At 65.3% G+C, this 21,945-nt stretch carries 18 protein-coding genes; 5 read left to right on the forward strand and 13 right to left on the reverse strand.

The features are described from left to right. Positions 1-60 precede the first annotated feature (60 nt). The 3 genes from ylqF (at position 61) to htpX (ending at position 3,350) form a co-directional block, all read left to right on the forward strand. Entirely contained in the window at positions 61-1,029 is a 969-nt protein-coding gene (ylqF, locus tag NHL60_RS12890) for a ribosome biogenesis GTPase YlqF (protein ID WP_253443942.1), read from the forward strand. A gap of 42 nt (positions 1,030-1,071) precedes the next feature. Continuing rightward, the gene (locus NHL60_RS12895; protein ID WP_253443945.1) at positions 1,072-2,301 is read left to right on the forward strand and encodes a pyridoxal phosphate-dependent aminotransferase; all 1,230 of its coding nucleotides are present in this window, start codon (positions 1,072-1,074) and stop codon (positions 2,299-2,301) included. A 143-nt stretch (positions 2,302-2,444) separates the two neighbouring features. Further along, positions 2,445-3,350, forward strand: coding sequence for a protease HtpX (gene htpX / locus NHL60_RS12900; protein WP_253443948.1), 906 nt, complete (start codon positions 2,445-2,447; stop codon positions 3,348-3,350). 134 nt (positions 3,351-3,484) lie between these two features. Here htpX and NHL60_RS12905 read toward each other — a convergent pair whose 3' ends face one another. The 7 genes from NHL60_RS12905 to pdxB form a co-directional block, all read right to left on the reverse strand. After that, positions 3,485-3,805: a hypothetical protein gene (locus NHL60_RS12905; protein ID WP_253443953.1), complete on the reverse strand. Its 321-nt coding sequence runs from the start codon at positions 3,803-3,805 to the stop codon at positions 3,485-3,487. Between the two features lie 82 nt (positions 3,806-3,887). Then, positions 3,888-4,808, reverse strand: a complete 921-nt coding sequence (locus tag NHL60_RS12910) for a hypothetical protein (RefSeq protein ID WP_253443956.1) — start codon at positions 4,806-4,808, stop codon at positions 3,888-3,890. A gap of 345 nt (positions 4,809-5,153) precedes the next feature. Then, positions 5,154-5,894: a transposase gene (locus NHL60_RS12915; protein WP_253443959.1), complete on the reverse strand. Its 741-nt coding sequence runs from the start codon at positions 5,892-5,894 to the stop codon at positions 5,154-5,156. Between the two features lie 118 nt (positions 5,895-6,012). Beyond that, a complete protein-coding gene (locus NHL60_RS12920) occupies positions 6,013-7,131 on the reverse strand; it encodes an ISAs1 family transposase (RefSeq protein ID WP_253452053.1) in 1,119 nt (372 codons plus the stop codon). A gap of 85 nt (positions 7,132-7,216) precedes the next feature. Then, positions 7,217-7,558 (reverse strand): transposase zinc-binding domain-containing protein, encoded by a 342-nt coding sequence (locus tag NHL60_RS12925; RefSeq protein ID WP_253443962.1) that lies wholly within the window; start codon positions 7,556-7,558, stop codon positions 7,217-7,219. Continuing rightward, on the reverse strand, positions 7,551-8,408 hold the full coding sequence (locus tag NHL60_RS12930; RefSeq protein ID WP_253443977.1) for a site-specific integrase: 858 nt from the start codon (positions 8,406-8,408) through the stop codon (positions 7,551-7,553). The genes NHL60_RS12925 and NHL60_RS12930 overlap by 8 nt, the downstream gene beginning before the upstream one ends. Before the next feature lie 422 nt (positions 8,409-8,830). Continuing rightward, positions 8,831-10,012: a 4-phosphoerythronate dehydrogenase PdxB gene (gene pdxB / locus NHL60_RS12935; protein ID WP_253443980.1), complete on the reverse strand. Its 1,182-nt coding sequence runs from the start codon at positions 10,010-10,012 to the stop codon at positions 8,831-8,833. A gap of 93 nt (positions 10,013-10,105) precedes the next feature. Here pdxB and NHL60_RS12940 point away from each other — a divergent pair, with 93 nt between their 5' ends. After that, on the forward strand, positions 10,106-10,387 hold the full coding sequence (locus NHL60_RS12940) for a hypothetical protein (RefSeq protein ID WP_253443983.1): 282 nt from the start codon (positions 10,106-10,108) through the stop codon (positions 10,385-10,387). Between the two features lie 3 nt (positions 10,388-10,390). On the opposite strand, the gene NHL60_RS12945 is transcribed toward NHL60_RS12940, so the two are convergent. Both NHL60_RS12945 and rlmKL read right to left on the reverse strand, forming a co-directional pair. Beyond that, a complete protein-coding gene (locus NHL60_RS12945) occupies positions 10,391-10,738 on the reverse strand; it encodes a glutaredoxin family protein (RefSeq protein ID WP_253443985.1) in 348 nt (115 codons plus the stop codon). Between the two features lie 254 nt (positions 10,739-10,992). Then, positions 10,993-13,170: a bifunctional 23S rRNA (guanine(2069)-N(7))-methyltransferase RlmK/23S rRNA (guanine(2445)-N(2))-methyltransferase RlmL gene (gene rlmKL, locus NHL60_RS12950; RefSeq protein WP_253443988.1), complete on the reverse strand. Its 2,178-nt coding sequence runs from the start codon at positions 13,168-13,170 to the stop codon at positions 10,993-10,995. A gap of 243 nt (positions 13,171-13,413) precedes the next feature. Between rlmKL and rmf the strand changes: the two genes are divergently transcribed. Further along, positions 13,414-13,620 carry a ribosome modulation factor gene (rmf, locus tag NHL60_RS12955; RefSeq protein ID WP_253443991.1) on the forward strand — a complete coding sequence of 69 codons (207 nt, stop codon included), beginning with the start codon at positions 13,414-13,416 and terminating at the stop codon, positions 13,618-13,620. Between the two features lie 89 nt (positions 13,621-13,709). On the opposite strand, the gene NHL60_RS12960 is transcribed toward rmf, so the two are convergent. The 4 genes from NHL60_RS12960 to murI all read right to left on the reverse strand — a co-directional run bounded on the left by NHL60_RS12960 (position 13,710) and on the right by murI (position 21,821). After that, entirely contained in the window at positions 13,710-14,732 is a 1,023-nt protein-coding gene (locus tag NHL60_RS12960) for a quinone-dependent dihydroorotate dehydrogenase (protein ID WP_253443994.1), read from the reverse strand. Positions 14,733-14,876: 144 nt separating this feature from the next. Continuing rightward, positions 14,877-19,715: an NAD-glutamate dehydrogenase gene (locus NHL60_RS12965; protein ID WP_253443997.1), complete on the reverse strand. Its 4,839-nt coding sequence runs from the start codon at positions 19,713-19,715 to the stop codon at positions 14,877-14,879. 176 nt (positions 19,716-19,891) lie between these two features. Further along, positions 19,892-20,998: a tRNA (uridine(54)-C5)-methyltransferase TrmA gene (gene trmA, locus NHL60_RS12970; protein ID WP_253444000.1), complete on the reverse strand. Its 1,107-nt coding sequence runs from the start codon at positions 20,996-20,998 to the stop codon at positions 19,892-19,894. A gap of 43 nt (positions 20,999-21,041) precedes the next feature. Then, complete coding sequence (murI, locus tag NHL60_RS12975) at positions 21,042-21,821, reverse strand: glutamate racemase (RefSeq protein WP_253444002.1); 780 nt, start codon at positions 21,819-21,821, stop codon at positions 21,042-21,044. Positions 21,822-21,945: the final 124 nt, after the last annotated feature.

Here is a 21,945-nt window from a genome sequence, read left to right on the forward strand (position 1 = left end):
GCGGCCGCCCATCTGCTATGATGGGCGGCCTTTTTTTCATTGGTTGGCAGGAGAGACTCGATGCTCGGCTGGTACCCGGGACACATGCACAAGGCGCGACGCCAGATCACCGAGGCGCTGCCGGAGATCGACGTGGTGATCGAGGTTCTCGACGCCCGCCTCCCCTACTCCAGCGCCAACCCCATGCTCGCCGAGCTGACCCGCCACAAGCCGGTGCTCAAGATCCTGTCGCGAGCCGATCTCGCCGACCCGGAACGGACTCGGGAGTGGGTGGCCTTCTTCGACGCCCAGCCCGACACCCGCGCGCTCGCCATCACCACCACCAACGCCCGGGAGCTCAAGCGCATCCCGGCGCTCTGCCATGAGCTGGCGGGCCAGGTGCGCGCCGACCGCGACGTGCGGGTGATGGTGATGGGCATCCCCAACGTCGGCAAGTCGACCCTGATCAACGGCCTGGCCGGCAAGGCGATCGCCAGGACCGGCAACGAGCCGGCGGTGACCAAGCGCCAGCAGAAGGTGCGCATCGGCGGACGGGTCGCGCTGACCGATACCCCGGGCGTGCTCTGGCCCAAGATCGAGGACCAGGCCAGCGCCTACCGCCTGGCCGCCAGCGGCGCCATCCGCGACACCGCCATCGACTACGTGGACGTGGCGGTGGTGGCCGCCGCCGAGCTGGCCCGTCGCTATCCCGAGGCGCTCAAGGCCCGCTACAAGCTCAAGGCCCTGTCCCCCTATGCCCCCCACCCCGAGGCGGAGCGGGTCGAGGCCGACGGCCCGGCACGGGTGGACCTGCTGGCCGTGGCCGGCTTCGACGGCCACGCCATCCTGGCCGAGATCGCCGGCAGGCGAGGCGGCCTGCGCCCGGGCGGCGAGGTGGACCTGCACCGCGGCGCCGAGGTGCTGCTCCATGAGCTGCGCGACGGCAAGCTCGGCCGCCTGACCCTGGAGACGCCCGCGGACATTCCCGCCGCACCCGCCGCCGAGCCGGACGGCGGCGAGGATGACGGCGACGCCGCCCCCGACGCATAATCCCCTTTCGCCCGCCGCCCTGGATACTGGACACCGAACGATATGGACACCACCCCGATCCGCAAATCCCACAAGCTGCACAACGTCTGCTACGACATCCGCGGACCGGTGCTCGACCACGCCAAGCGTCTGGAGGAAGAGGGCCAGCGCATCCTCAAGCTCAATATCGGCAACCCCGCCCCCTTCGGCTTCGAGGCGCCGGAGGAGATCCTCCAGGACGTGATGCGCAACCTGCCCACCGCCCAGGGCTACTGCGACTCCAAGGGGCTCTACTCGGCGCGCAAGGCGATCATGCAGGAGTGCCAGCGCAAGGAGATCCCGGGCGTGGGCATCGAGGATATCTATATCGGCAACGGCGTCTCCGAGCTGATCGTGATGGCCATGCAGGCGCTGCTCAACGACGGCGACGAGGTGCTGATCCCGGCGCCGGACTATCCGCTGTGGACCGCCGCCGCCAACCTCTCCGGCGGGCGCGCCGTGCACTACCTGTGCGACGAGCAGGCCGACTGGGCGCCGGATCTCGACGACATCCGCGCCAAGGTGACCAGCCACACCCGGGCCATCGTGATCATCAACCCCAACAACCCCACCGGCGCCGTCTATCCGCCGGAGGTGGTGCGCGAGCTCCTGGAGATCGCCCGCCAGCACGACCTGGTGGTCTTCTCCGACGAGATCTACGACAAGATCCTCTACGACGACGTCGAGCACGTCTCCACCGGCGCCCTGGCCGAAGAGGACCAGCTGGTGGTGACCATGAACGGCCTCTCCAAGAGCTATCGCTGCGCCGGCTTCCGCTCCGGCTGGATGATCCTCTCCGGCAGCATCGCCAAGCAGCGCGCTGCGGACTTCATCCAGGGGCTGACCATGCTCGCCTCCATGCGCCTGTGTGCCAACGTGCCGGCCCAGCACGCCATCCAGACTGCGCTGGGCGGCTACCAGTCGATCAACGACCTGATCCTGCCGGGTGGGCGCCTGCTGGCCCAGCGCGACATCACCTTCGAGAAGCTCAACGCCATCCCCGGGGTGAGCTGCGTCAAGCCGAAGGGGGCCCTCTACGCCTTCCCGAAGCTCGACCCCAAGGTGTTCAATATCCAGGACGACCAGCAGATGGTGCTCGACCTGCTGCTCCAGGAGAAGATCCTGCTGGTCCAGGGCACCGCCTTCAACTGGCCGGACCCGGACCACGTGCGCATCGTCACCCTGCCCTGGGCCGACCAGCTCGGCGACGCCCTGGACCGCTTCGCCCGCTTCCTGTCCCGCTACCGCCAGTAGCCGGCGGCGCAGGGATATGTCCGCCGCTTGAAACCCCGGCGCGCCGACCGTATCTAAGCAACGACTTCTGAATGCCGCGCCCCCGGTGCGGCCATATTCTCCCGAGCTCCCGCTATTCCCCTAACCACCGGAGACAACGCAACATGATGAGAATCCTGCTCTTCCTGGGCACCAACCTGGCGGTGATCCTGGTTGCCAGCATTACCCTGCGCCTGCTGGGCGTGGAGGGCTACCTGCGCGGCCAGGGCATCAACTTCAACAGCCTGCTGATCTTCTGCTTTATCGTCGGCATGGCCGGCTCGATGATCTCGCTGTTCATCTCCAAGTGGATGGCCAAGCGCAGCACCGGCACCGTGATCATCGAGACGCCCAGCAACGCCACCGAGAAGTGGCTGCTCGACACCGTGGAGGAGCTCTCCCGGGAGGCCGGCATCAAGACGCCGGAGGTGGGCATCTTCCCCGCCCAGCAGTCCAACGCCTTCGCCACCGGCTGGAACCGCAACGACGCCCTGGTGGCGGTCTCCGCCGGCCTGCTCAACCGCATGCGCCCGGAGGAGGTGCGCGCGGTGCTGGCCCACGAGATCGGCCACGTGGCCAACGGCGACATGGTGACCCTGGCGCTGGTGCAGGGGGTGGTAAACACCTTCGTGATGTTCTTCGCCCGGGCGGTCGCCCACCTGGTGGATCAGTTCCTCAAGAGCCGCAGCGACGGCGAGGGGGGACTCGGCTTCATGGGCTACTTCGCGGTGGTGATCGTCGCCGAGATCGTCTTCGGCATCGTCGCCTCGGCCATCGTCGCCTGGTTCTCGCGCTTCCGTGAATACCGCGCCGACGCCGCCGGCGCCAGGCTTGCCGGCTCCGGCGCCATGATCAACGCCCTGGCCCGCCTCAAGGCGGAGACCGAGATGCCCGACCAGATGCCGGACACCCTGCGCGCCATGGCCATCACCAAGGGCCAGACCCGCTCGCTGATGGAGCGGATGTTTGCCAGCCACCCCCCACTGGATGACCGCATCCGCGCGCTGAAGGAATCCGCCTACCGTCAGTAACGGCGATCAGCCATTCCGACGGCCAGAATGCAGAGGGCCCGCCATTGGCGGGCCCTCTTGCGTTGCAGCGTCTGTCATCACCGGTGGCAAATCCGCAGCGAAGCGTAAGTTTTGGCATCCGGCGCATGCCCTGGTTATGCTTGAAACTCGATATTCACAGCCGACTCGTCTCCACAATGAATGAATATCTTGCCTTTAGCTGAGCCTGCAGATTGAAACTGGAACCAACCACGGCCAGAGTTCTCGCGGCCATCGTCATTGCCGGACCACGAGAATTCGACGCGCGCTCCATCATCAGTAACGCGATAATCGATTTGCCCCTCGACTGCGCCGAACATGAAGAAACCAAGGCCGTCTTTATCGAACTGAAAATACCCGGGCTCGATAAGATCAACAAAATCTTGATCCCACATCTCCATCCACTTGATTCGCCATTTTCCCACAATATTAATCAATTTACCTCCTGAAGAACGCCGCGCTCTGCGGCAAATTTGGAGCGCAGCGGAAAATTTGTCCGACAGCAGCGCTTGGTTAGATTTACCTTCTCTTACGCTCAGTCCGCTTTGCAATTTCAGGTACGCTTTCGGCGGGGCTTGCAATTGTTGACATCGAAACACCTTCTTCGTCTCCCAAAACCACCCTAAAACAATGAGCAAGAGTTTTTCCAGTTTCTCTGGCCATTTTCATAGCTGCATCAATTTTTTCTCCGGGTATTCCATCTTCAGGGCCTCTGATTATCGATTGCATATGCACAGAACCTTCCTCTGGGTTAGAAGTAGATAGTGCATTTTCAATGAACTCATCAGGGCTTTCTGCAAAGCGATCCATATGCTCTTGCATTCCCTGACCGCCAGGCCCGAATGAGTGTATGAATCCCGAATCTGGGTCATTTTCTAAAACGATTTTCAACTGATCATCTTTGGAAAGAGGAATGTGGTAGTCATTAAAGTTTATAAACTGATTACCATCGATCCTCATCTGAAAATGCCAGTGAGGAAAATCAGTTTTTGTCCCAGCATGACCTTCAAAGTCATTTTTTGAGCAATCGAAAGTCCATTCAACATTCTTCCACTTAATTGTTACCTCGAATATTTTTCTATCGCTGCTTTCTTCCTTGAGATTATTGATGTTTCTTACTCTTGACTCTGCATTAGCAACCCACCTTAAAAATGCCGAAATTTGATAGAAGTCATAATTTTCTACAATTTTTGGAAAATCTTTCTTTTTAAATTTACATCTACGCAGTAACCAGTGCGCGCAAGGGGTGGCCATGCTTATTGTTTTAAACGGCTTCCCGCAAAGATAGCAAATATCTTGCTCATAGCTATCGATAAAAGCCGTGTACTCTTTTTTGTACTTTTCCTTTTGCATCTCAAAATGCTGAATAGATTCTTCTTGTGCAAGCACGTTCGCCTGTTTTTTGAACGACTCAGCAACTCTACGAATATCGTCTTGCACAATCTCTCCTTGGAAATCTAACTGTTCAGCATTTCTTCGCCGTGCGGAGCATGGCGTATAAATGCCTGTTGGACTAAGCCGCCCATCAGGCTGCTCTGCAGCTTCTATAGGGTATTGTATTCTTCGGAGTGCGGCCTGGGGCATCCGGTGGGGCATCCGGTCGCGCAGATACAGACCTGTGGTGACGCGTTCGAGCCGTGATGTTGACCATGATCACCGTTCCCTCTGGGGCCAATTTGCCCCAATGTAGCGCGCCTGCTCGCCAACATCCATCACCGAGACGAGCGCCGCCGCAACCCGCGAGCGGGCCGGATAGTCGAGTCCGTTGTGGGTTATGGCGTTACTTCATGCTCGATAACGTTGCTCCCTGTGGTTCGGTGGTCGGCCACATGTGGGTCTGCGCGGGGCGAGGGTCCCGATCACCCGCAGTGTCGGTTGCTGGCAGTGCGGGCAGGTGTAGGTCGGCTCCGGGTCGCTGGCGGCAGAATCGGCATCCGGCGTCACCTCAGCGACTGCCAGCGCTTGGCGGATCTGTGCCAGGCGTCGTCGCCGGCAACGATTGGCCAGAAAGCCGTAGTGACGTACCCGCATCAGCCCCTTGGGTAGGACGTGGAGCAGGAAGCGGCGCACGAACTCCTCGCCATCGAGGACGAGCTGTTTCCGCCGATCACGGTCGCGGTAGTCCTTGTAGCGCAGGGTCACCTGGCGGTCGTCCACCGCGAGGATGCGGGCGTTGCTGATAGCGATCCGTCGCGTGTAGCGCGCCAGGTAGCGCACCACCGTGTCGGTGTGTTCGAGACAGTCCTTGCTGTAAACCACCCACTCGGTGACCATCAGGGCGTTGAGCTGGTCATCGACGTCACCGGGCCGGGTGACTCGGTGGAGTTCGCCAGCCGTGGCGGCCTGACGCAGCCCACTGACCAGGTGCCCGCGAAAGTGGCGCGACAGGGCTCGGACCGGGAACAGATAATGGCTGCGAGCCCCATGCCAGCCGCCATCGTCGCCCAGCGCACCGCCCGGGACCAGGCAATGCAGGTGCACGTGCTGGCTCAGGTTCTGGCCCCAGGTGTGAAGCACGGCGCTCATGCCCATCTCGCCGCCGAGACGCTTGGGATCGCGACCGAAGGATCGGAGGGTGTGCCAGGCACTCTGGAACAGCAGTCGGTAAATCACCTCGGGGTGCAGGGAAAACGCATGAAAAACCCTACACCGCGAGAATGTCTGCGAGGTAAGTCTCATCCAGTGCCGCTTTCTTCTGCTTTCGCCGGATGCCGCCTTTGAAACGGCTCTCCCCTTTCAGGTAATTCAAGGCGATATGGCGCATCCTGGCGAGGTTTTCCGCCGCCTGACCGCGGTGGATTTTGCAAGCATCCTCGCGGAGCGCGACGTCCAAGGACCAGTGGAGCTTATTCTCGACAAACCAATGCTGGCGAGCCGCTTCGGCGAGCTTCTTGGCGCTCAGCTCGGCAGAGCTGATGTAGTAGCGGATCATCGGGGCTTCTGGCACCTCATCGCCTTCCTGGCGGAAACTCATCACCACGCCCACCGTTTTCAGGCCTGGCCATTCATAGCTAAGCTCCTGAAATTCTTCAGTAACCTCGCTGACAATATGGTATCGAGTCTCTTGCCGGCCCCGATTCTTCTCGTCCGTGACATACGCATCCCCTTCAAAGTTGACCACCTTGGGCATGGGAAACGCTGCCTCGAAGGCATCCGCCAGGGCTGGCTGATTTTCCTTCACCGACAACAGGTAATCGGCGCCCTTCCGCAGCACCTGAGTGGCGATCTTCTTTTGGCAACCCATGGCATCGATCGTCACCAAGCAACCTTGCAGATTGAGAAGCTTGAGTAGCTCGGGAATCGCCGTGATCTCGTTGGATTTCTCCGCCGTCTTGACCTGGCCCAGCACCACGCCATTCGCCGCACTGAAGGCACTGACCATGTGTATCGCCCCTTTGCCCTTCCCTCGGCAGTACGACCCTCGCAGCGTCTTGCCATCGATGGCCACCACCGCGCCCTCCGTCACATCGTGACAGGCCTTCATCCACTCGGCGAATGCGCTTTGCAACTGCTCGGCATTCACCAGGGCCATGACCCTGGCCAAGGTGTCATGGCTGGGCACGCCAGCCTCAAAATCGCCGTACTGACGGAGAAAATCGAGCTTCGCGTGGCCAAAGTCCTCGATTTCGTCCCAACCCTCGGCACCACAGATCACTGCACAGACCGTCAGGAACAGGATATCCGACAGCTGATGCTGCACTTTCCAGGCCTGGCGGAAGTCGGGAACGATCGATAAATGGTGCATAAGCGATGGTGTCAGCATGAGGTCATCCATGAGCAAAAGTCGTTAGATGACCACATTAGCTCCTACTGGTAAAGCGCCACGAAGCCCGTCATAGAGCGGTTTTTCATGCGTTTTCCCTGGCCTCGGGGTGAAGCTGGACCCAGCCGTTGAGGCTGTGCGGCAGGGTGAACACGACGTGGTAGTAGCGCACCGGCAGGATGTTCGCCTGCTGACGCTCGGCCCACTGATGCATGGCGCGGCCTTGACACTGCGGGCAGTGGCGATCGCGACAGCCAAAGTAGTGCGGCTGGGTGTGGTCGCAGTCCGTACACTGCAAGACCGTCCCGCCCATCGCCTCGGTGCGACAGGCGAGTAGATAGCGGCATACGCGTTGGCGCTGACGATCCAGGCCGGCCGGATTGAAAAAGCGAGCCAGGGCCTGTTGGAGGGTGGCTGTCTCAGTCATGGGCCACCTCCAGGCCGGCCACCAGGTCGATGGGGCCCTGACTCATCCCCTGCTGGCCCGGCAGCCAGTGCAGGTAGCGCATCGTCGACTGGACGCTTCGGTGGCCCAGCAACCGTTGAAGCTGATGGACGGGCATACCCTGCTCCAGGACATGCGTGGCGTAGGCATGGCGCAGGCTGTGAATGCCACCGACCCGTTCTATACCAGCCTGGCGCTTGGCCTGGGTAAAGGCCTTCTGCGGCGCGCTCGGATGCAGCGCGCGATCCGGGAACAGCGCGCTCGGAAACAGCCAAGTCGGCGGCCGGTAGGCACGCCAGTAATCACGCAGGCGATCGAGCAGGGTCACCGATAGCAAGACCATGCGATCCTTCGCGCCCTTGCCCTGGGTGACACGTAGCTGGCCACGCTGGCTGTCGATGTCCCGGACCCGCAGGTGGCAGACCTCACTCACGCGCAACCCGCAGCCATAGCACAGTTCGAGCATCATGCGATGCTTGGGGTTTTGGCACGCGGCCAGGATCCGCCGGACGTCGTCGCGAGTCAGCAATTCCGGAATCCGTTGCGGTGTCTTCGGCACCACGGGCGATACCTCAACCGACGGCCAGTGCAACACGTGGAGGTACAGGAATCGCACGCCGTGCAGATAGACGCGGCAGCTGGCGGCTGACAAACCGCGCTCCTGAACCAGGTGGTTGAAGAAGCGCTGCAGGTCGTCAGGGCTCAACGTGTCTGGCGGTCGGTGGAAATAGCGCGCCAGGTCAGTGATCACCATCAGGTAGGTATGCTGGGTGCGTTGTGCGAAGCCATGCTGACGCATGGCCTCAATCATCGCCTGTCGTAAGGCAGTCATCGTCGTCACTCCTGTTCAGTGACCCTCGGGGGTCAATGAACAGTGTGGTTCGGTAAAGCGAGAGACAGGATTCGACGACAGCTACCGCGAAGCGGTTTAGTTCAACAGGTATTAGACAGCACGCTCGTTTATTGACTTGAACGCGCGCGCTCGTTCAAGTCAATAAACGAGCGTGCAACTTTTCCACTAACCAACTGATTTCCTTTGAAATTAAGAATAGCTTGGCTACATAAGAAGGATTCGCGTGCCTGCTCGCTCGGTCATTCAGGCACGCTACCGCCCCACTGCATGCTGGCTTGGCACCTGCCATCCATGCGGTGTGATGCGCCTCTTTGAGCTCGCTGGCCAGCCGCCTCGGCTGGCTTGCTGTATTTCAGCGTATGCCGGGGCCGCCAGGGATGCAAAGGGCAGTTCGGATGATCCTATCGACTCTTGCCATCATCGCCGTGTAGCAGCCGAAAGCCCGCTCCCGTCAGTAGCGCCGCCAGGGCGGCGTCGGGCTCGGTCAGCTCCACCTCAAGGGTGGAAAACTCCCGGCGCAGGGGGTAGTTCGCCCGGCAGGCATCGAAGCCTTGCGCCATGCCCTGACGGCGGCTTTCCCGGCGCAGGCTGTCGTGGTCCCGGCGCACGTCGTGAACGGCGCGCAGGCAGAGCCGCAGCGCTTCTTCGGGGTCGAGGCCCGGGCCCAGCGCCAGGCGGCGCAGGGGCGGGGAAGGCAGCAGCGCATCGAGGGTGACCCGAGCGGGGAGCCCGAGCTCACGGCAGAGCGCCCGGTAGATCATATGGGTGCCGCGGCGCTTGCCGTCCAGGCTGTGGCCGGCCACGTGGGGCGTGGCGATCTCGGCGAGGTCGCACAGGGCGGCGTCGATGGCGGGCTCGTCCTCCCAGACGTCGAGCACCGCGCTGATATCGCCCTCCCCCGCCAGCCGCTGGCGCAGCGCCGCGCCGTCCAGGCAGTCGCCGCGGCCGGCGTTGAGCAGCACGGTACCGGGCGCCAGCTCGGCGATCGCTTCGGCGTCGAGCAGGTGATGGGTGGCATGGGGCCCCTCGCGCACCAGCGGGGTATGCAGGCAGAGCACGTCGCACTCGTCGATCAGCGTCTCGAGGTCGACGAAGCCGGACAGAGATTGCCCCGCGGCACTCTCTGCCGTGACCCTGGGCGGGTCGCAGGCCAGGCAGTCGATGCCCATGGCGGCGAGGCGGCCCAGCAGGCGCCCGCCCACGTTGCCGGCGCCCACAACGCCCACCCGCCGCTCGGTGAGCCGCCACCCCTGGCGCTCGGCCAGGGTGGCGAGGCTGCCGAGCACATGGTCCACCACCGCCTCGGCGTTGCAGCCCGGGGCGCTGGCGAAGGCGATGCCTCGCTCGGCAAGCAGCGCGGTCTCGATATGGTCGGTGCCGATGGTGCAGGTACCGACGAAGCGCAGCCGGTTCGCCTGGGCCAGCAGCGCTTCATCCACCCGGGTGATGGAGCGCACCACCAGGGCATCGACATCACGCAGGTCATGGGCCGTGATCTCACGCCCCGGCCGGCGGATCAGCTCACCCAGCGCGCCTAAGCAGGCCTCGGCGGCCGGGACATCGGCATCGACAAGGATTCGCATGGTCTCTTGTTCCCATTTCTCAGGCGACTACAATACGCACCAACCTACCATCCCCCCGCCACCATGGGGAGCCTCGATCCGCCAGGAGCCCTGATGATCATCCGCTGGGAAACCGACCATGACTATGTGCTGGTGCATATCCATCAGGACATGTTCGGCGACTGGATCTTCAGCCGCGCCTGGGGACAGATCGGCACTCAGTTCGGCGGGCTCAAGCACCAGCTGGCCGATGATCATGACCAGGCGATGATGTGGCTGGCCGATGAGGCCACCATCCAGGCCTCCCGGGGCTTTCGCAAGGTGCTGGAGGTGGAGGACGAAAGCCCCGAGGGGCGCGAGGCGGTCAGCCAGCTCTCGCTCCTCGACGCCCTCTAGGCGCTAACCCAGGTAGCGCCGCCCGTCACGCATCTCGGCCCCGCGCACCTCGCGGGGCGGCGCCTCGCCTTCCAGCTGGCGGCGCAGCGCCTCCCAGGCGGACGTATCCAGCCAGCCCCGCTCTGCCAGCCAGGCCGCCAGGCGCGGCGCGTCGAAGCCGCGGTTCAGCTCCCGGCCCTCGGCGTCCGCCAGCACCGGAATCCGCACCCCGTAGCGCTCCATCAGGGCGTCGTCCTCGCTGATCTCGACCCGCTCCAGGCAGTAGTCGCCGGCGCAGAGGGTGGCCAGTAGCGCCTCGAGCTGATGGCAGAGGTGGCAGCCCAGGGTGGTGTAGAGCGTCAGGCGGATCATGCGCGCACCTCCCGATGGCGAATCACGAAGACGTGGTGCAGGTCGGGGTTGCGATTGCAAAGTAAAAAGCGGGTCGAAGGTCTCATGCCGCTTCCTCCCGGTGGCGAATCACGAAGACGTGGTGCAGGTCGGGGTTGCGATTGCAAAGTAAAAAGCGGGTCGAAGGTCTCATGCCGCTTCCTCCCGGTGGCGAATCACGAAGACGTGGTGCAGGTCGGGGTTGCGATTGCAAAGTAAAAAGCGGGTCGAAGGTCTCATGCCGCTTCCTCCCGGTGGCGAATCACGAAGACGTGGTGCAGGTCGGGGTTGCGATTGAAATCCGGGTCGAAGGTCTTCGCCGAGATATCTTCCACCGCGTAGTGCTCCGCCAGGTCGGCATCCAGCTTGAAGCGGCGCTGGTTGTTGGAAAATACCAGGGTGCCCCCCGGCGCTAGCCGCGCCATGGCCAGGCGCACCAGGCGGCCGTGGTCGCGCTGCACGTCCAGGGTGTCCGCCATCTTCTTGGAGTTGGAGAAGGTGGGCGGGTCCATGAAGATCAGGTCGAACTGCGCCCCGGCGGTCTGCAGCCAGCGCAGGCAGTCGTCGCGCACCACCCGATGGCGGCCGGGGTCGAGGCGGTTGAGGGCGAAATTGTCCCGGGCCCACTCCAGGTAGGTGTTGGAGAGGTCCACGCTGACGCTCTCGCTGGCCCCGCCCAGGGCCGCCTGCACCGTGGCGGTGGCGGTATAGCAGAAGAGATTGAGAAAGCGCTTGCCGGCCGCCATCTCGCGCAGCATCCGCCGCACCGGCCGGTGGTCCAGGAAGAGACCGGTATCCAGGTAGTCGCGCAGGTTGACCCACAGCCGCGCCGGCCCTTCGCGCACCTCGAAGCGCTCGCCGGTGGCGGCCTGCTTCTGGTACTGGGCTCGGCCGCTCTGGCGCTCACGACGCTTGACCACCACCCGGGCCGGGTCGACCTCGAGCACCTCGGGGATCACCGCCAGCGCCTCGAAGAGCCGCTTCTGAGCCTGGGCGGCCTCCACCGACTTGGGGGCCGCATACTCCTGCACATGGACCCGGTCGCCGTAGACGTCGATAGCCAGGGCGTACTCCGGCATGTCGGCATCGTAGAGCCGATAGCAGGTCTCGCCGCTCTTCTTGAGCCACTTCTTGAGCCGCCGGCGATTCTTCTCCAGGCGGTTGGCCAGCATCTGGGCCCCTTCCGAGCGCCGCGGCGCCTCCTGCGACTCGCCGGCCCTCTCGCCCTCCTCGGGCACCGCCATCAGCAGCAGCTTCGCCTCCAGGGGGCCGTTGCGCAGGGCGTACTGCTTGTGGGCCCGCAGGCCGATGCGGTGGCCGAGATCCGGATTGGCGGTAAAGACCGCCAGCTGCCAGCCGGGAAAGGCCGCCCGGACACGCTCGCCCAGCCGCGCATAAAGGGTCACCAGCTCAGGGAGTTCGCCAAGGCGCTCCCCGTAGGGAGGGTTGGTGACCACAAGGCCCGGCAGGTCGGGGAGCCCCGACGGTCGCGCCAGCTCGCCTAGCCCCGCCCCCTCGAGGGTGATGAGCGCCGGAATGCCGGCGCGCATGGCGTTGGCCTTGGCCGCGGCGAGCGCCGCCGGGCTCTGGTCGAAGCCGTAAAAGTGCGACCGGCAGCGCCTGCGGCCGATGCCGGCCCGGGCTTCGGCCTCGCGCTTCAGCTCGCGCCAGGCCGCCTCGTCGTGGCCCATCCAGCCGTGAAAGCCGAAGCGCTCGCGCATGAGGTTGGGGGCCATGTCGGCGGCCATCATGGCCGCCTCGATCAGCAGGGTACCGGCGCCGCACAGGGGGTCCACCAGGGGAACTCCCTGGCGCGCCAGGGCCGGCCAGCCTGCGCGCACCAGCAGCGCCGCCGCCAGGTTCTCCTTGAGCGGGGCGTGGCCCACGTCGCGGCGGTAGCCGCGACGATGCAGGCTCTCGCCGGAGAGGTCGATGCCCAGCGTCAGCCTGCCGCGATGCAGGTGGGCATAGAGTCGCAGGTCGGGCTGCTTGAGCTCCACGGAGGGGCGCGGCAGCCCCGCCGCCTGGAGGCGGTCGACCACCCCATCCTTGACGGTCTGGGCCCCGAAGCGGGTGTGGCGAATGGCGTCGCTGCGCCCGTGGAAGTCCACCGCCAGGGTGCTGCCCGGGGCAAGGTGGCGCGTCCAGTCGATGCCCGTGACGGCAGCGCGCAGCTGCTCGGGGGTCTCGATGCCCTCTTCCCGAGCCAGGCAGAGCACCACCCGGTTAGCCAGCCGGGACCAGAGGCAGAGGCGATAGGCGGAGACCAGGTCGGCGCTCAGGTTGACCCCGCCCACCGTGGTCTTGCCGGGCTCGCCGCCAAGCTCGGCGATCTCCTCTGCCAGCAGCAGCTCCAGCCCCTGGGGACAGGTGGCAAGAAGGTCCAGCGGGGCGTCGTGTCGTGGGGCGTTCATGATGTGATACCGGCTAACAGATGGATGGGTCTCCGCCATGACAGGCGGGTGAACATGCAGTTACAAATCGGGGGTCGACAAGCCTGTTCGAAGTGGGCTATCAATAGCTCAGTAGCTACTGAAACACGCATGCGTTTCCTGTCAACGGGCTTGCCGCTTTACCCAGCGAGTCCCTTGCACGTTACGGTGCCCCCTGCGCCAGCGGAGGGCACCAGTCAGATACCTTATCAAGAGGTAGTCCGAATGAAACGACAGAAACGTGATCGCTTCCAGCGTGCCTACATTCATGGCTACAAGGCAGGTGTCTCAGGTCGCTCCCGCGATGATTGTCCCAGTCAGGACGTCAATCTACGCGAATACTGGATGAGCGGTTGGCGTGAAGGTCGTGGGGATCAATGGGCCGGCATGACTGGCGTCTCCGGCATCCACAAGAACCCCATGGTGATGTGAACCCACTACTCCTATCCTCTTTCATCGACTCTTGCAGAGGTTCACTCCCCATCGAGCCCGTGGCAAACGCCACGGGCTTTTTTGGGTCCTCAGTCAGCGCCCTTCCCCCGCAGCGCCCGGGCACACTCGCCTACCAGGGCGGGGCCCCGATAGATGAAGCCCGAATAGAGCTGCACCAGGTCGGCGCCGGCCTCGCGCTTGGCCAGCGCCGCCGCGCCGCTGTCGATGCCGCCAACGCCGATGATCGGCATCTCCGGAAGCCGCCGACGCAACTCGCGGATCACCGCATTGGAGGCCTCGAACACCGGCCGACCGGAGAGCCCTCCGGCCTCCTCGGCGTGGGGCAGCCCCGCCACCGCCTCCCGGGCGATGGTGGTATTGGTGGCGATCACCGCATCGATGGCGTTGTTGGCCAGGCACTGAGCCACCAGGCCGACCTCCTCGGCGTCCATGTCCGGGGCGATCTTCACCGCCAGGGGGACCCGCCGGCCGCTCTCGCGGTCCAGGCGGCTCCCCTCCTCGCGCAGCGCTGAGAGCAGGCCATCGAGCTGCTCGCCGAACTGCAGGTTACGCAGCCCCGGGGTATTGGGCGAGGAGATGTTCACGGTGATGTAGTGGGCGTGGGCGTGCACCTTGCCGAGGCAGGCCAGGTAGTCGTCCACCGCCCGCTCCACCGGCGTGGTGAGGTTCTTGCCGATATTGATGCCGATCACGCCGTCATAGCGGCTCGCCTTGACCCGCTCGACCAGATGGTCGACCCCGGCGTTGTTGAACCCCATGCGGTTGATGATGGCGCCGGCCTCGGGCAGGCGGAAGAGCCGCGGCCGCGGGTTGCCCGCCTGAGCCTTGGGGGTCACGGTGCCCACCTCGACGAAGCCGAAGCCCAGCGCTCCCAGGGCATCCAGGTGGTCGGCGTTCTTGTCGAGACCGGCGGCCAGGCCCACTCGGTTGGGGAAACGCAGCCCCATCAGCTCCACCGGGTCCTCGACCCGCTCTCCTCCCAGGCGTCCCGCCAACCCCAGACGCGCGGCGGCATCGAGGCCCCTGAGGGCGACCCCGTGGGCGGTCTCGGCATCGAGGCGAAAGAGGAGCGAGCGGGCGAGGGAATACATGGCATCTCCGAGGTGACGATGGCAGACAGGCAGGAAAGCGAGCGGGCGAGAGTATAGCAGCGCCCCCGGCCCATGACGACGAACCCCGCCGATGGGCGGGGTTCGCGTTTCACGGGCCGGCCACGGGGCCAGTCCACCAGGGCCTCACTCCTGCCGGCTGCTCTCGGCGAGATCCACCAGCTCACGCACGGCCACGGCAAACAGCGGGAAGCCGCCCTGGGTGCCGCTGCCCACCTGCTCCAGCAGGCGACACCAGCGGCTGTGCATGTCGGCATTCTGCTCCAGCCACCGATCGACCCGCTCGGCGCCGGCCTGGGCACCCCCTTCCATTTCCAGCACGCTGACGGTGAGCGCCAGCTGCTGACGGTCGACGTCGTCGCGGAAGGTATCCCGAGCCTGGGCCTGCCAGCTGTCGCGGACCTTGAGCGCGGTGATCTGGCCGATCAGCCACGGCAGCTCCAGGCGAGAGCCGATCTCGTAGAAGACCTCGGCCACCTTCTGCGGCTTCTCGTTGGTCTGGCGGGCCGCCTGGATGATGCCGAGGCCGGCATAGAGGCTCCCCGCCGCGGCCACACTGGCGGCCAGCGCCTCGGGCACCCCGGCCTCGATGAGTTCCGCACGCCGCGCCTCCCAGGCCTCGAGCTCCTCGCCGCGCAGCCGCTTGCCGACCCCCTCCCGGAGCTGGGCCAGGCGCGGGGCAAAGTAGTCGATAAGGTCGAGGGTATCCGGCCCCAGCCGCGCCCGCACGAACCAGCGGGTCGCCCGGCGAATCAGCCGCATCAGGTCCAGCATCATGCCGTACTGCACCTGGCTCGCCACCTGGTTATCCAGCGCCTCGATCTGCTCCCAGAGCTGGTCGAGCTGGAACACCTCCCGGGCGATGACATAGGCGCGGGCGATCTCGGCGCGGCTGGCGCCGGTGGCATCGATCAGCCGGCGCACGAAGACGATGCCCATATGGTCGACCAGGTCACAGGCCACCTGGGTGGCGACGATCTCCCGCTTCAGGCGGTGCTCATACAGTTCGTCGCGGTAGTGCTTGACCAGCACGGCGGGAAAGAGACGCTCCACGTGGCGCTCCATGACGGCATCATCGGGCACGTCGGAGGTGATGAGGTCGCCCTTGAGCACGCTCTTGGCGTAGGAGATCAGCACCGCCAGCTCCGGCAGCAGCATGCCCTGCTGGGCGGCCGCGCGCTCTTCCAGCACCTCGTCGGCGGGCAGGAACTCCAGCTCCCTATCCAGCAGGCCCTGGGCCTCCAGCTCGCTGATGAAGCGGCGGAAGGGGCCGATCCCCTCCCGGGAGAGCCGCTCGGCCAGGTCCAGCGCCTGGGTCTGGCGATAGTTGTCCCGCAGCACCAGCTCGGAGACCTCGCCGGTCATGTCGGCCAGCAGCTGGTTGCGCTGCTTGTCGGTCATATCCCCGCGCTTGACCACCTCATCGATCAGGATCTTGATATTGACCTCGTGGTCGGAGCAGTTCACCCCGCCGGCGTTATCGATGAAGTCGGTATTGAGTCGCACGCCCCGGGCCGCTGCCTCCATCCGACCACGCTGGGTGAAGCCGAGGTTGCCCCCTTCGCCCACCACCCGGCAGTTGAGCTCGCCACCGTTGATGCGCAGGGCGTCATTGGCCTTGTCACCCACGTCGGCGTCGCTCTCGGCGCTGCCCTTGACGTAGGTGCCGATCCCGCCGTTCCAGACCAGATCGACCTCGGACCTGAGCATGGCGCGAATCAGCTCGCTGGGCGAGAGCCGCTCCTCCCGGATCCCGAAGCGCTGCTTCATCTGCTTGGAGATCGGGACCGACTTGGCGCTGCGCTTGAAGACCCCGCCCCCCTCGGAGATCAGGCTGGCATCGAAGTCCTCCCAGCTCGACCTCGGCATCTCGAAGAGCCGCTGGCGCTCGGCGAAGGTGGCCGAGGCATCGGGGTCGGGGTCGACGAAGATATGCAGGTGGTTGAAGGCGCCCACCAGGCGAATCCGATCGGAGAGCAGCATGCCGTTGCCGAAGACATCGCCGCCCATGTCGCCGATGCCCACCACGGTGAACTCGTCCTGCTGGGTGTTGACGCCGAGGTTGCGGAAGTGGCGCTTGACCGACTCCCAGGCCCCCTTGGCGGTGATCCCCATCTTCTTGTGGTCGTAGCCGTTGGCCCCCCCGGAGGCGAAGGCGTCGCCCAGCCAGTGGCCATACTCGGCGGAGATCGCGTTGGCGATATCGGAGAAGGTGGCGGTGCCCTTGTCCGCCGCCACCACCAGGTAGGGGTCATCCTCGTCGTGGCGCACCACCGCCCTGGGCGGCACCACCTCCCCCCCCTTGAGGTTGTCGGTGACATCCAGCAGGGCGCGGATGAAGGTTTTGTAGCACTCTACCCCCTCGCGCTGAAAGGCCTCGCGGTCGCCCTCGGGCAGGCGCTTGCAGACGAAGCCCCCCTTGGCGCCCACCGGCACGATTACCGAGTTCTTCACCTGCTGGGCCTTGACCAGGCCGAGCACCTCGGTGCGGAAATCCTCCAGGCGATCGGACCAGCGCAGCCCGCCCCGAGCCACCTTGCCGCCGCGCAGGTGTACCCCCTCCAGACGCGGCGAGCAGACGAAGATCTCGAAGGCCGGCCTGGGTTTTGGCATGCCGGTCACCCGGCCGGGCTCCAGCTTGAAGGCGATGTAGTCCTTGGGCCCGCCATCCTCGCGGGTCTGGTAGTAGTTGGTGCGCAGGGTGGCCTGGATCAGCTCCAGGTAGCGGCGCAGCAGCTGATCATCGTTGAGGCTCGCCACATCCTCGAGCAGGCGATGGATACGCTCGATGCAGGCCTCCACCTCACCCTCGGCGGGGCGCTCCTCGGGGTCGAAGCGCAGCTCGAAAAGGGTCACCAGCTCCCGGGTGATCTCGGGATGGCTGGCCAGGGTGGCCGCCATGTACTCCTGGGAGACACCGAAGCGAATCTGCTTCAGGTAGCGGGCGTAGGCGCGCAGCATGGCGACTTCCCGCCAGTCGAGGTTGGCGCCGATGATCAGGCGGTTGAAGGCGTCGTTATCCGCCTCGCCGACCCAGATACGCTGGAAGGCCTCGATGAAGGGCTTGCGCATCTCCTGGAGGTTCACCTCGGCGCTGGTGTGGTGTTCCAGGTCGAAGTCATGGATCCAGTAGTCGGCATCGGTCGCCTTGATCTCGTAGGGACGCTCACCGATCACCCGCAGCCCCAGGTTCTCCATCATCGGCAGCACGTCGGAGAGCGGGATCGGTACCTCGCGGTGGAACAGCTTGAGGTTGACTCCGCTGCCCTCCTCTTCCACCAGCCGGTAGAGCGACAGCGAGAGCGGCGCGCCCTCGTCCAGCTCGCCGATATGCTGGAGGTCATAGACCGCGGTGCGGGCGCTGAAGTCATCCCGGTAGCTGGCCGGGAAACCGTTGCGGAAGCGGTCCATCAGCCGGTTGGCACTCTCCTCGCCGAAGCCCTCCACGCAGGCGGCCTGGAGATCATCGCGCCAGTTGCGGGCCAGCTTGGCCAGCTTGGCCTCCAGGCGCTTGAGGTCGTAGGCCACCGGGCGGTCGCCCTTGAAGCGCAGAATGAACTGGATGCGCGCCAGCACCGACTCGGAGAGGTAGGTATTGAAGTCGCCGAAGGTGGCGTCGAGCTCCTCGCAGAGCATCTCCTGAATGCGCACGCGCAGCTCGGTGGAGAAGACGTCTCGGGGCACGAAGGCCAGGCAAGAGTAGAAGCGCCCGGGACGGTCCTCGCGGATAAAGAGCCTGACCCGGCGCCGCTCGCGGATGCTGAGGATGCCCAGGGCCGTCTGGGCCAGCTCCTCGGTGTCGATCTGAAAGAGGTCATCGCGGGGATAGACCTCGAGGATGTGCAGCAGATGCTTGCCGTTGTGCCCCTTGGGATTGAAGCCGGCGATCTCCATCACCGCCTTGAGCTTGCGGCGCAGGATCGGCACGTTGCGCGGCGACTCGTTGTAGACGGTGGCGGTGAAGAGCCCCAGGAAGCGGTGCTCGCCGACCAGGTTACCCTGCTCATCGTAGCGGTCGATGGAGATATAGTCGGGATAGGTGGGGCGGTGCACCCGGGCATGGTGGGCGCTCTTGGAGAAGGTCAGCAGCTCCGGGACCAGCACGAAGCGGCCATCCTCGACCCCGAGCTCGGTGCGGATGCGCTCCCGGTAGCGGGGCTGGTCGAGGCGGAACACCCCGAGCTCGCTGCCGTCGGCCTTGGCCAGCTGCTGCTTGCCTCCCTTGTCGACGGTCTCGTAGGCGTCATAGCCGAGGAAGGTGAAGTTGTCGCGCAGCAGCCACTCGAGAAAGGCCACCGCCTCCGCATGGGCCTCCGGGTCGGTCTGAGCCGGGCAGCCGGCGCGCAGCTCCTCCAGAGCCACCTTGACCCGCTCGCGCATCGGCTCGAAGTCGGCCACCGCGGTGCGCACGTCCACCAGCACTTCGTGGATGCTCGCCTGCAGCTCCGCCAGCACCGCCGGGTCGGAGTGGCGATCGACCTCGATGACGATCAGCGACTCCCGACCCTCGGGGGCGTCGGCCGCCCGGGGGCTGGCCACCCGGACGAGATGGTGGTCGGCGCCCCGCTCGGTGGCCAGCACGGCGTTGTGGATGGCATGCACGGTGATGCCGCGGCGGTTGAGCTCGATGCGCACCGAGTCCACCAGGAAGGGCATGTCGTCATGCAGCACCGCCACGAAGGTATGGGAGGACTGCCAGCCGTGCTCCTCGAAGTCCGGGTTGAAGACCCGCACCTTGGGTTCGGCCACGTCGAAATTCTGAAGAAAGTGCCACACCGAGAGGGTGGCACCGTAGAGGTCATCCAGGCGTCGGCTCTCGAGGTCGTCGAAGGGCACGGAGGCGTAGAAGTAGCGGGCAAAGGCCTCCACCTCCGCCGCCTTGCCCGCTTCCAGGCGGGCGGTCAGCCGCTCGGCGAGCTGCTTGAGAAAATCCTGTCTGGCGTCGTCGTTCGCAACGTGCTGCATCCTTCACCTCGTGCCTGGGGCCGCCGCGGCGACCGGAAGTGTTCGACACGGCGCCCGAAGGGGCGCCCTGGCGTCAGCTTACGCCACTCTCCGGCCCGGCCCCAGCGGCATACCGCCATGCTCATGGAGCATGACGGTTGGGCATCGAGGCTTGACAGATGCGACCAAGGTCGACGTCAGCCCTTTCGCTCCAGCAGCACGCCACACTCGCAGTGGTGGGTCCAGGGAAACTGGTCGAACAGCGCCAGGCGCGTGATGCGGTGGGTCTCGGTCAGCAGCGCCAGGTTGTCCTCCAGCGTATCCGGATTACATGAAATATAGACGATGCGGGCGTAGCCGCTGAGCTGGCGGCAGCTCGCCTCGTCCAGACCGGCCCGGGGCGGGTCCACCAGCACGGTGGTGAAGTCGTAGTCGTCCAGGGCCCACTCCGCCACCCGGCGGCCGCCCTTCTCGCCCTGGAGCGCCTGGGCAAACTCCTCGGCGGACATCCGCCCCACGGTGACATTCTCGAGGCCGTTGGCGGCCAGGTTCTCCCGGGCGCTGGCCACCGAGGTGCGCGAGATCTCGGTGGCAAGCACCCGGCGGAAGTTCTCGGCCAGGGCCACGGTAAAGTTGCCGTTGCCGCAGTAGAGCTCCACCAGGTCGCCGTCCCGGCTGTCCCGGGTGACCTCCCGGGCCCAGGTCAGCATCGAGCGGCAGATCTCGGCATTGGGCTGGGTGAAGCTGTTCTCCACCTGCTGGTAGACGAACTCACGCCCCTCCACCTCGAGCCGCTCCCAGACGTGGTCACGCTCGAGCACCAGGCGCTGCTTGCGGGAGCGGCCGATGATCATCACGCCCAGGGTCTCCTGCAGGCGGCGCGCCTCGGCCTCCCAGGCCTCGTCCAGGGGTCGGTGGTAGATCAGGGTCACCAGGGCCTCGCCGGCGAGGGTGGTCAGGAACTCCACCTGGAAGAGCCGGCGACGCAGCAGCGGCACGTCACGGATGGCGTCGAGCAGCGCCGGCATCAGCGCATTGATGCGCCGGCTGGCCACCGGGTAGTCATCCAGGCGCACCACGGTCTTCTTTTTGGGATCCGCCGAGTCCACCTCGAACATCGCATAGAAGAGATCCTCCCCCTCGTGCCAGATCCGGAACTCGCAGCGCTGGCGATAGTGGCTGGGCGGCGAGGGGTAGACCTCCAGCGCCGGCGGCGAGAAGCGGGCGAACTGCTCGGTGATGCGCTGGCGCTTCGCCTCGAGCTGCTGGTCATAGCGGGCAGGGTCGACAACGGGAATGGCCAAGAAGCCTCCTTCGGAAAATGGAGAAAAAAGAAGATCGGTCGCGTCAGGGGACCCGCAGCAGCTGCGGGGGAGCGAAGCCGAAGTGCGCCAGGCCGTCGGCCAGCCGCGGATCCCTGGCGGTGGCGAAGCTCTCGCCCGGGCCCCGGTGCGACGCCACGCCGGCCGCCACCTGGGCGGTGCGCCGGGCGATGGCCTCGCTGGAGTCGACCCAGGCGATCTCACGGGGCGCCGCGGCGGCCAGGACGTCGCGCAGCAGGGGAAAATGGGTACAACCCAGCACCACGGTATCCAGCGCCGGGTCCTCCCACAGCGGCGCCAGGGCCTGGCGAACCACCTCGGCGTCGGGCGTCTCTCCGGCCAGCCAGCGCTCGGCCTCCCGCACCAGGGCGTCGGCGGCCACCCGGGTCACCCGGCAGTGGGCCGCAAAGGTCTCGATCAGGCGCAGGGTGTAGGGGCGGGCCACGGTGGCACTGGTCGCCAGCAGGCCGATATGGCCACTGCGCGACAGCGCAGCGGCGGGCTTGATGGCCGGAACGGTACCCACCACCGGTACCGAGAGCCGGCTGCGCAGGGCATCCAGCGCCAGGGTGCTGGCGGTATTGCAGGCCACCACCAGGGTGACGCAGCCGCTGGCGGCCACCGCCGCCTCACAGACCGCCAGGATGCGCCGGACCAGCCAGCTATCCTCGCGCACCCCGTAGGGGAGCATGGCGTTGTCGCAGGCGTAGGCCAGGGCGGCCTCGGGCAACCGATGGCGCAGGGCCGCCACCACGGAGAGACCGCCAACGCCGGAGTCGAAGACCAGGATGGGCCCCAGGCTCACGCTTCACCCCCTGCTTGACCCTGTGGCAGCGGAGAGCGAGGGCGGCAGTGGCTGAGGGGAGAGAGGCGTGGGGAAGACATGACGAGGCACCGGCTGGAGTTGGCACCATTCTACCCCAGCCGGT

Origin of the sequence: Halomonas sp. Y3 (assembly GCF_024137965.1) — a bacterium.
Taxonomy (GTDB): domain Bacteria; phylum Pseudomonadota; class Gammaproteobacteria; order Pseudomonadales; family Halomonadaceae; genus Halomonas; species Halomonas mongoliensis.

Excerpts from the sequence above, each read along its gene's own strand:
- NHL60_RS12925 (WP_253443962.1), bottom strand. The coding sequence starts at position 7,558 with ATGACTGAGACAGCCACCCTCCAACAGGCCCTGGCTCGCTTTTTCAAT.
- NHL60_RS12940 (WP_253443983.1), top strand. The coding sequence starts at position 10,106 with ATGATCATCCGCTGGGAAACCGACCATGACTATGTGCTGGTGCATATC.
- NHL60_RS12945 (WP_253443985.1), bottom strand. The coding sequence starts at position 10,738 with ATGATCCGCCTGACGCTCTACACCACCCTGGGCTGCCACCTCTGCCAT.
- NHL60_RS12965 (WP_253443997.1), bottom strand. The coding sequence starts at position 19,715 with ATGCAGCACGTTGCGAACGACGACGCCAGACAGGATTTTCTCAAGCAG.
- pdxB (WP_253443980.1), bottom strand. The coding sequence starts at position 10,012 with ATGCGAATCCTTGTCGATGCCGATGTCCCGGCCGCCGAGGCCTGCTTA.
- htpX (WP_253443948.1), top strand. The coding sequence starts at position 2,445 with ATGATGAGAATCCTGCTCTTCCTGGGCACCAACCTGGCGGTGATCCTG.
- NHL60_RS12920 (WP_253452053.1), bottom strand. The coding sequence starts at position 7,131 with ATGCTGACACCATCGCTTATGCACCATTTATCGATCGTTCCCGACTTC.
- NHL60_RS12915 (WP_253443959.1), bottom strand. The coding sequence starts at position 5,894 with ATGAGCGCCGTGCTTCACACCTGGGGCCAGAACCTGAGCCAGCACGTG.
- rmf (WP_253443991.1), top strand. The coding sequence starts at position 13,414 with ATGAAACGACAGAAACGTGATCGCTTCCAGCGTGCCTACATTCATGGC.
- rlmKL (WP_253443988.1), bottom strand. The coding sequence starts at position 13,170 with ATGAACGCCCCACGACACGACGCCCCGCTGGACCTTCTTGCCACCTGT.
- NHL60_RS12960 (WP_253443994.1), bottom strand. The coding sequence starts at position 14,732 with ATGTATTCCCTCGCCCGCTCGCTCCTCTTTCGCCTCGATGCCGAGACC.
- NHL60_RS12895 (WP_253443945.1), top strand. The coding sequence starts at position 1,072 with ATGGACACCACCCCGATCCGCAAATCCCACAAGCTGCACAACGTCTGC.
- NHL60_RS12930 (WP_253443977.1), bottom strand. The coding sequence starts at position 8,408 with ATGACTGCCTTACGACAGGCGATGATTGAGGCCATGCGTCAGCATGGC.
- ylqF (WP_253443942.1), top strand. The coding sequence starts at position 61 with ATGCTCGGCTGGTACCCGGGACACATGCACAAGGCGCGACGCCAGATC.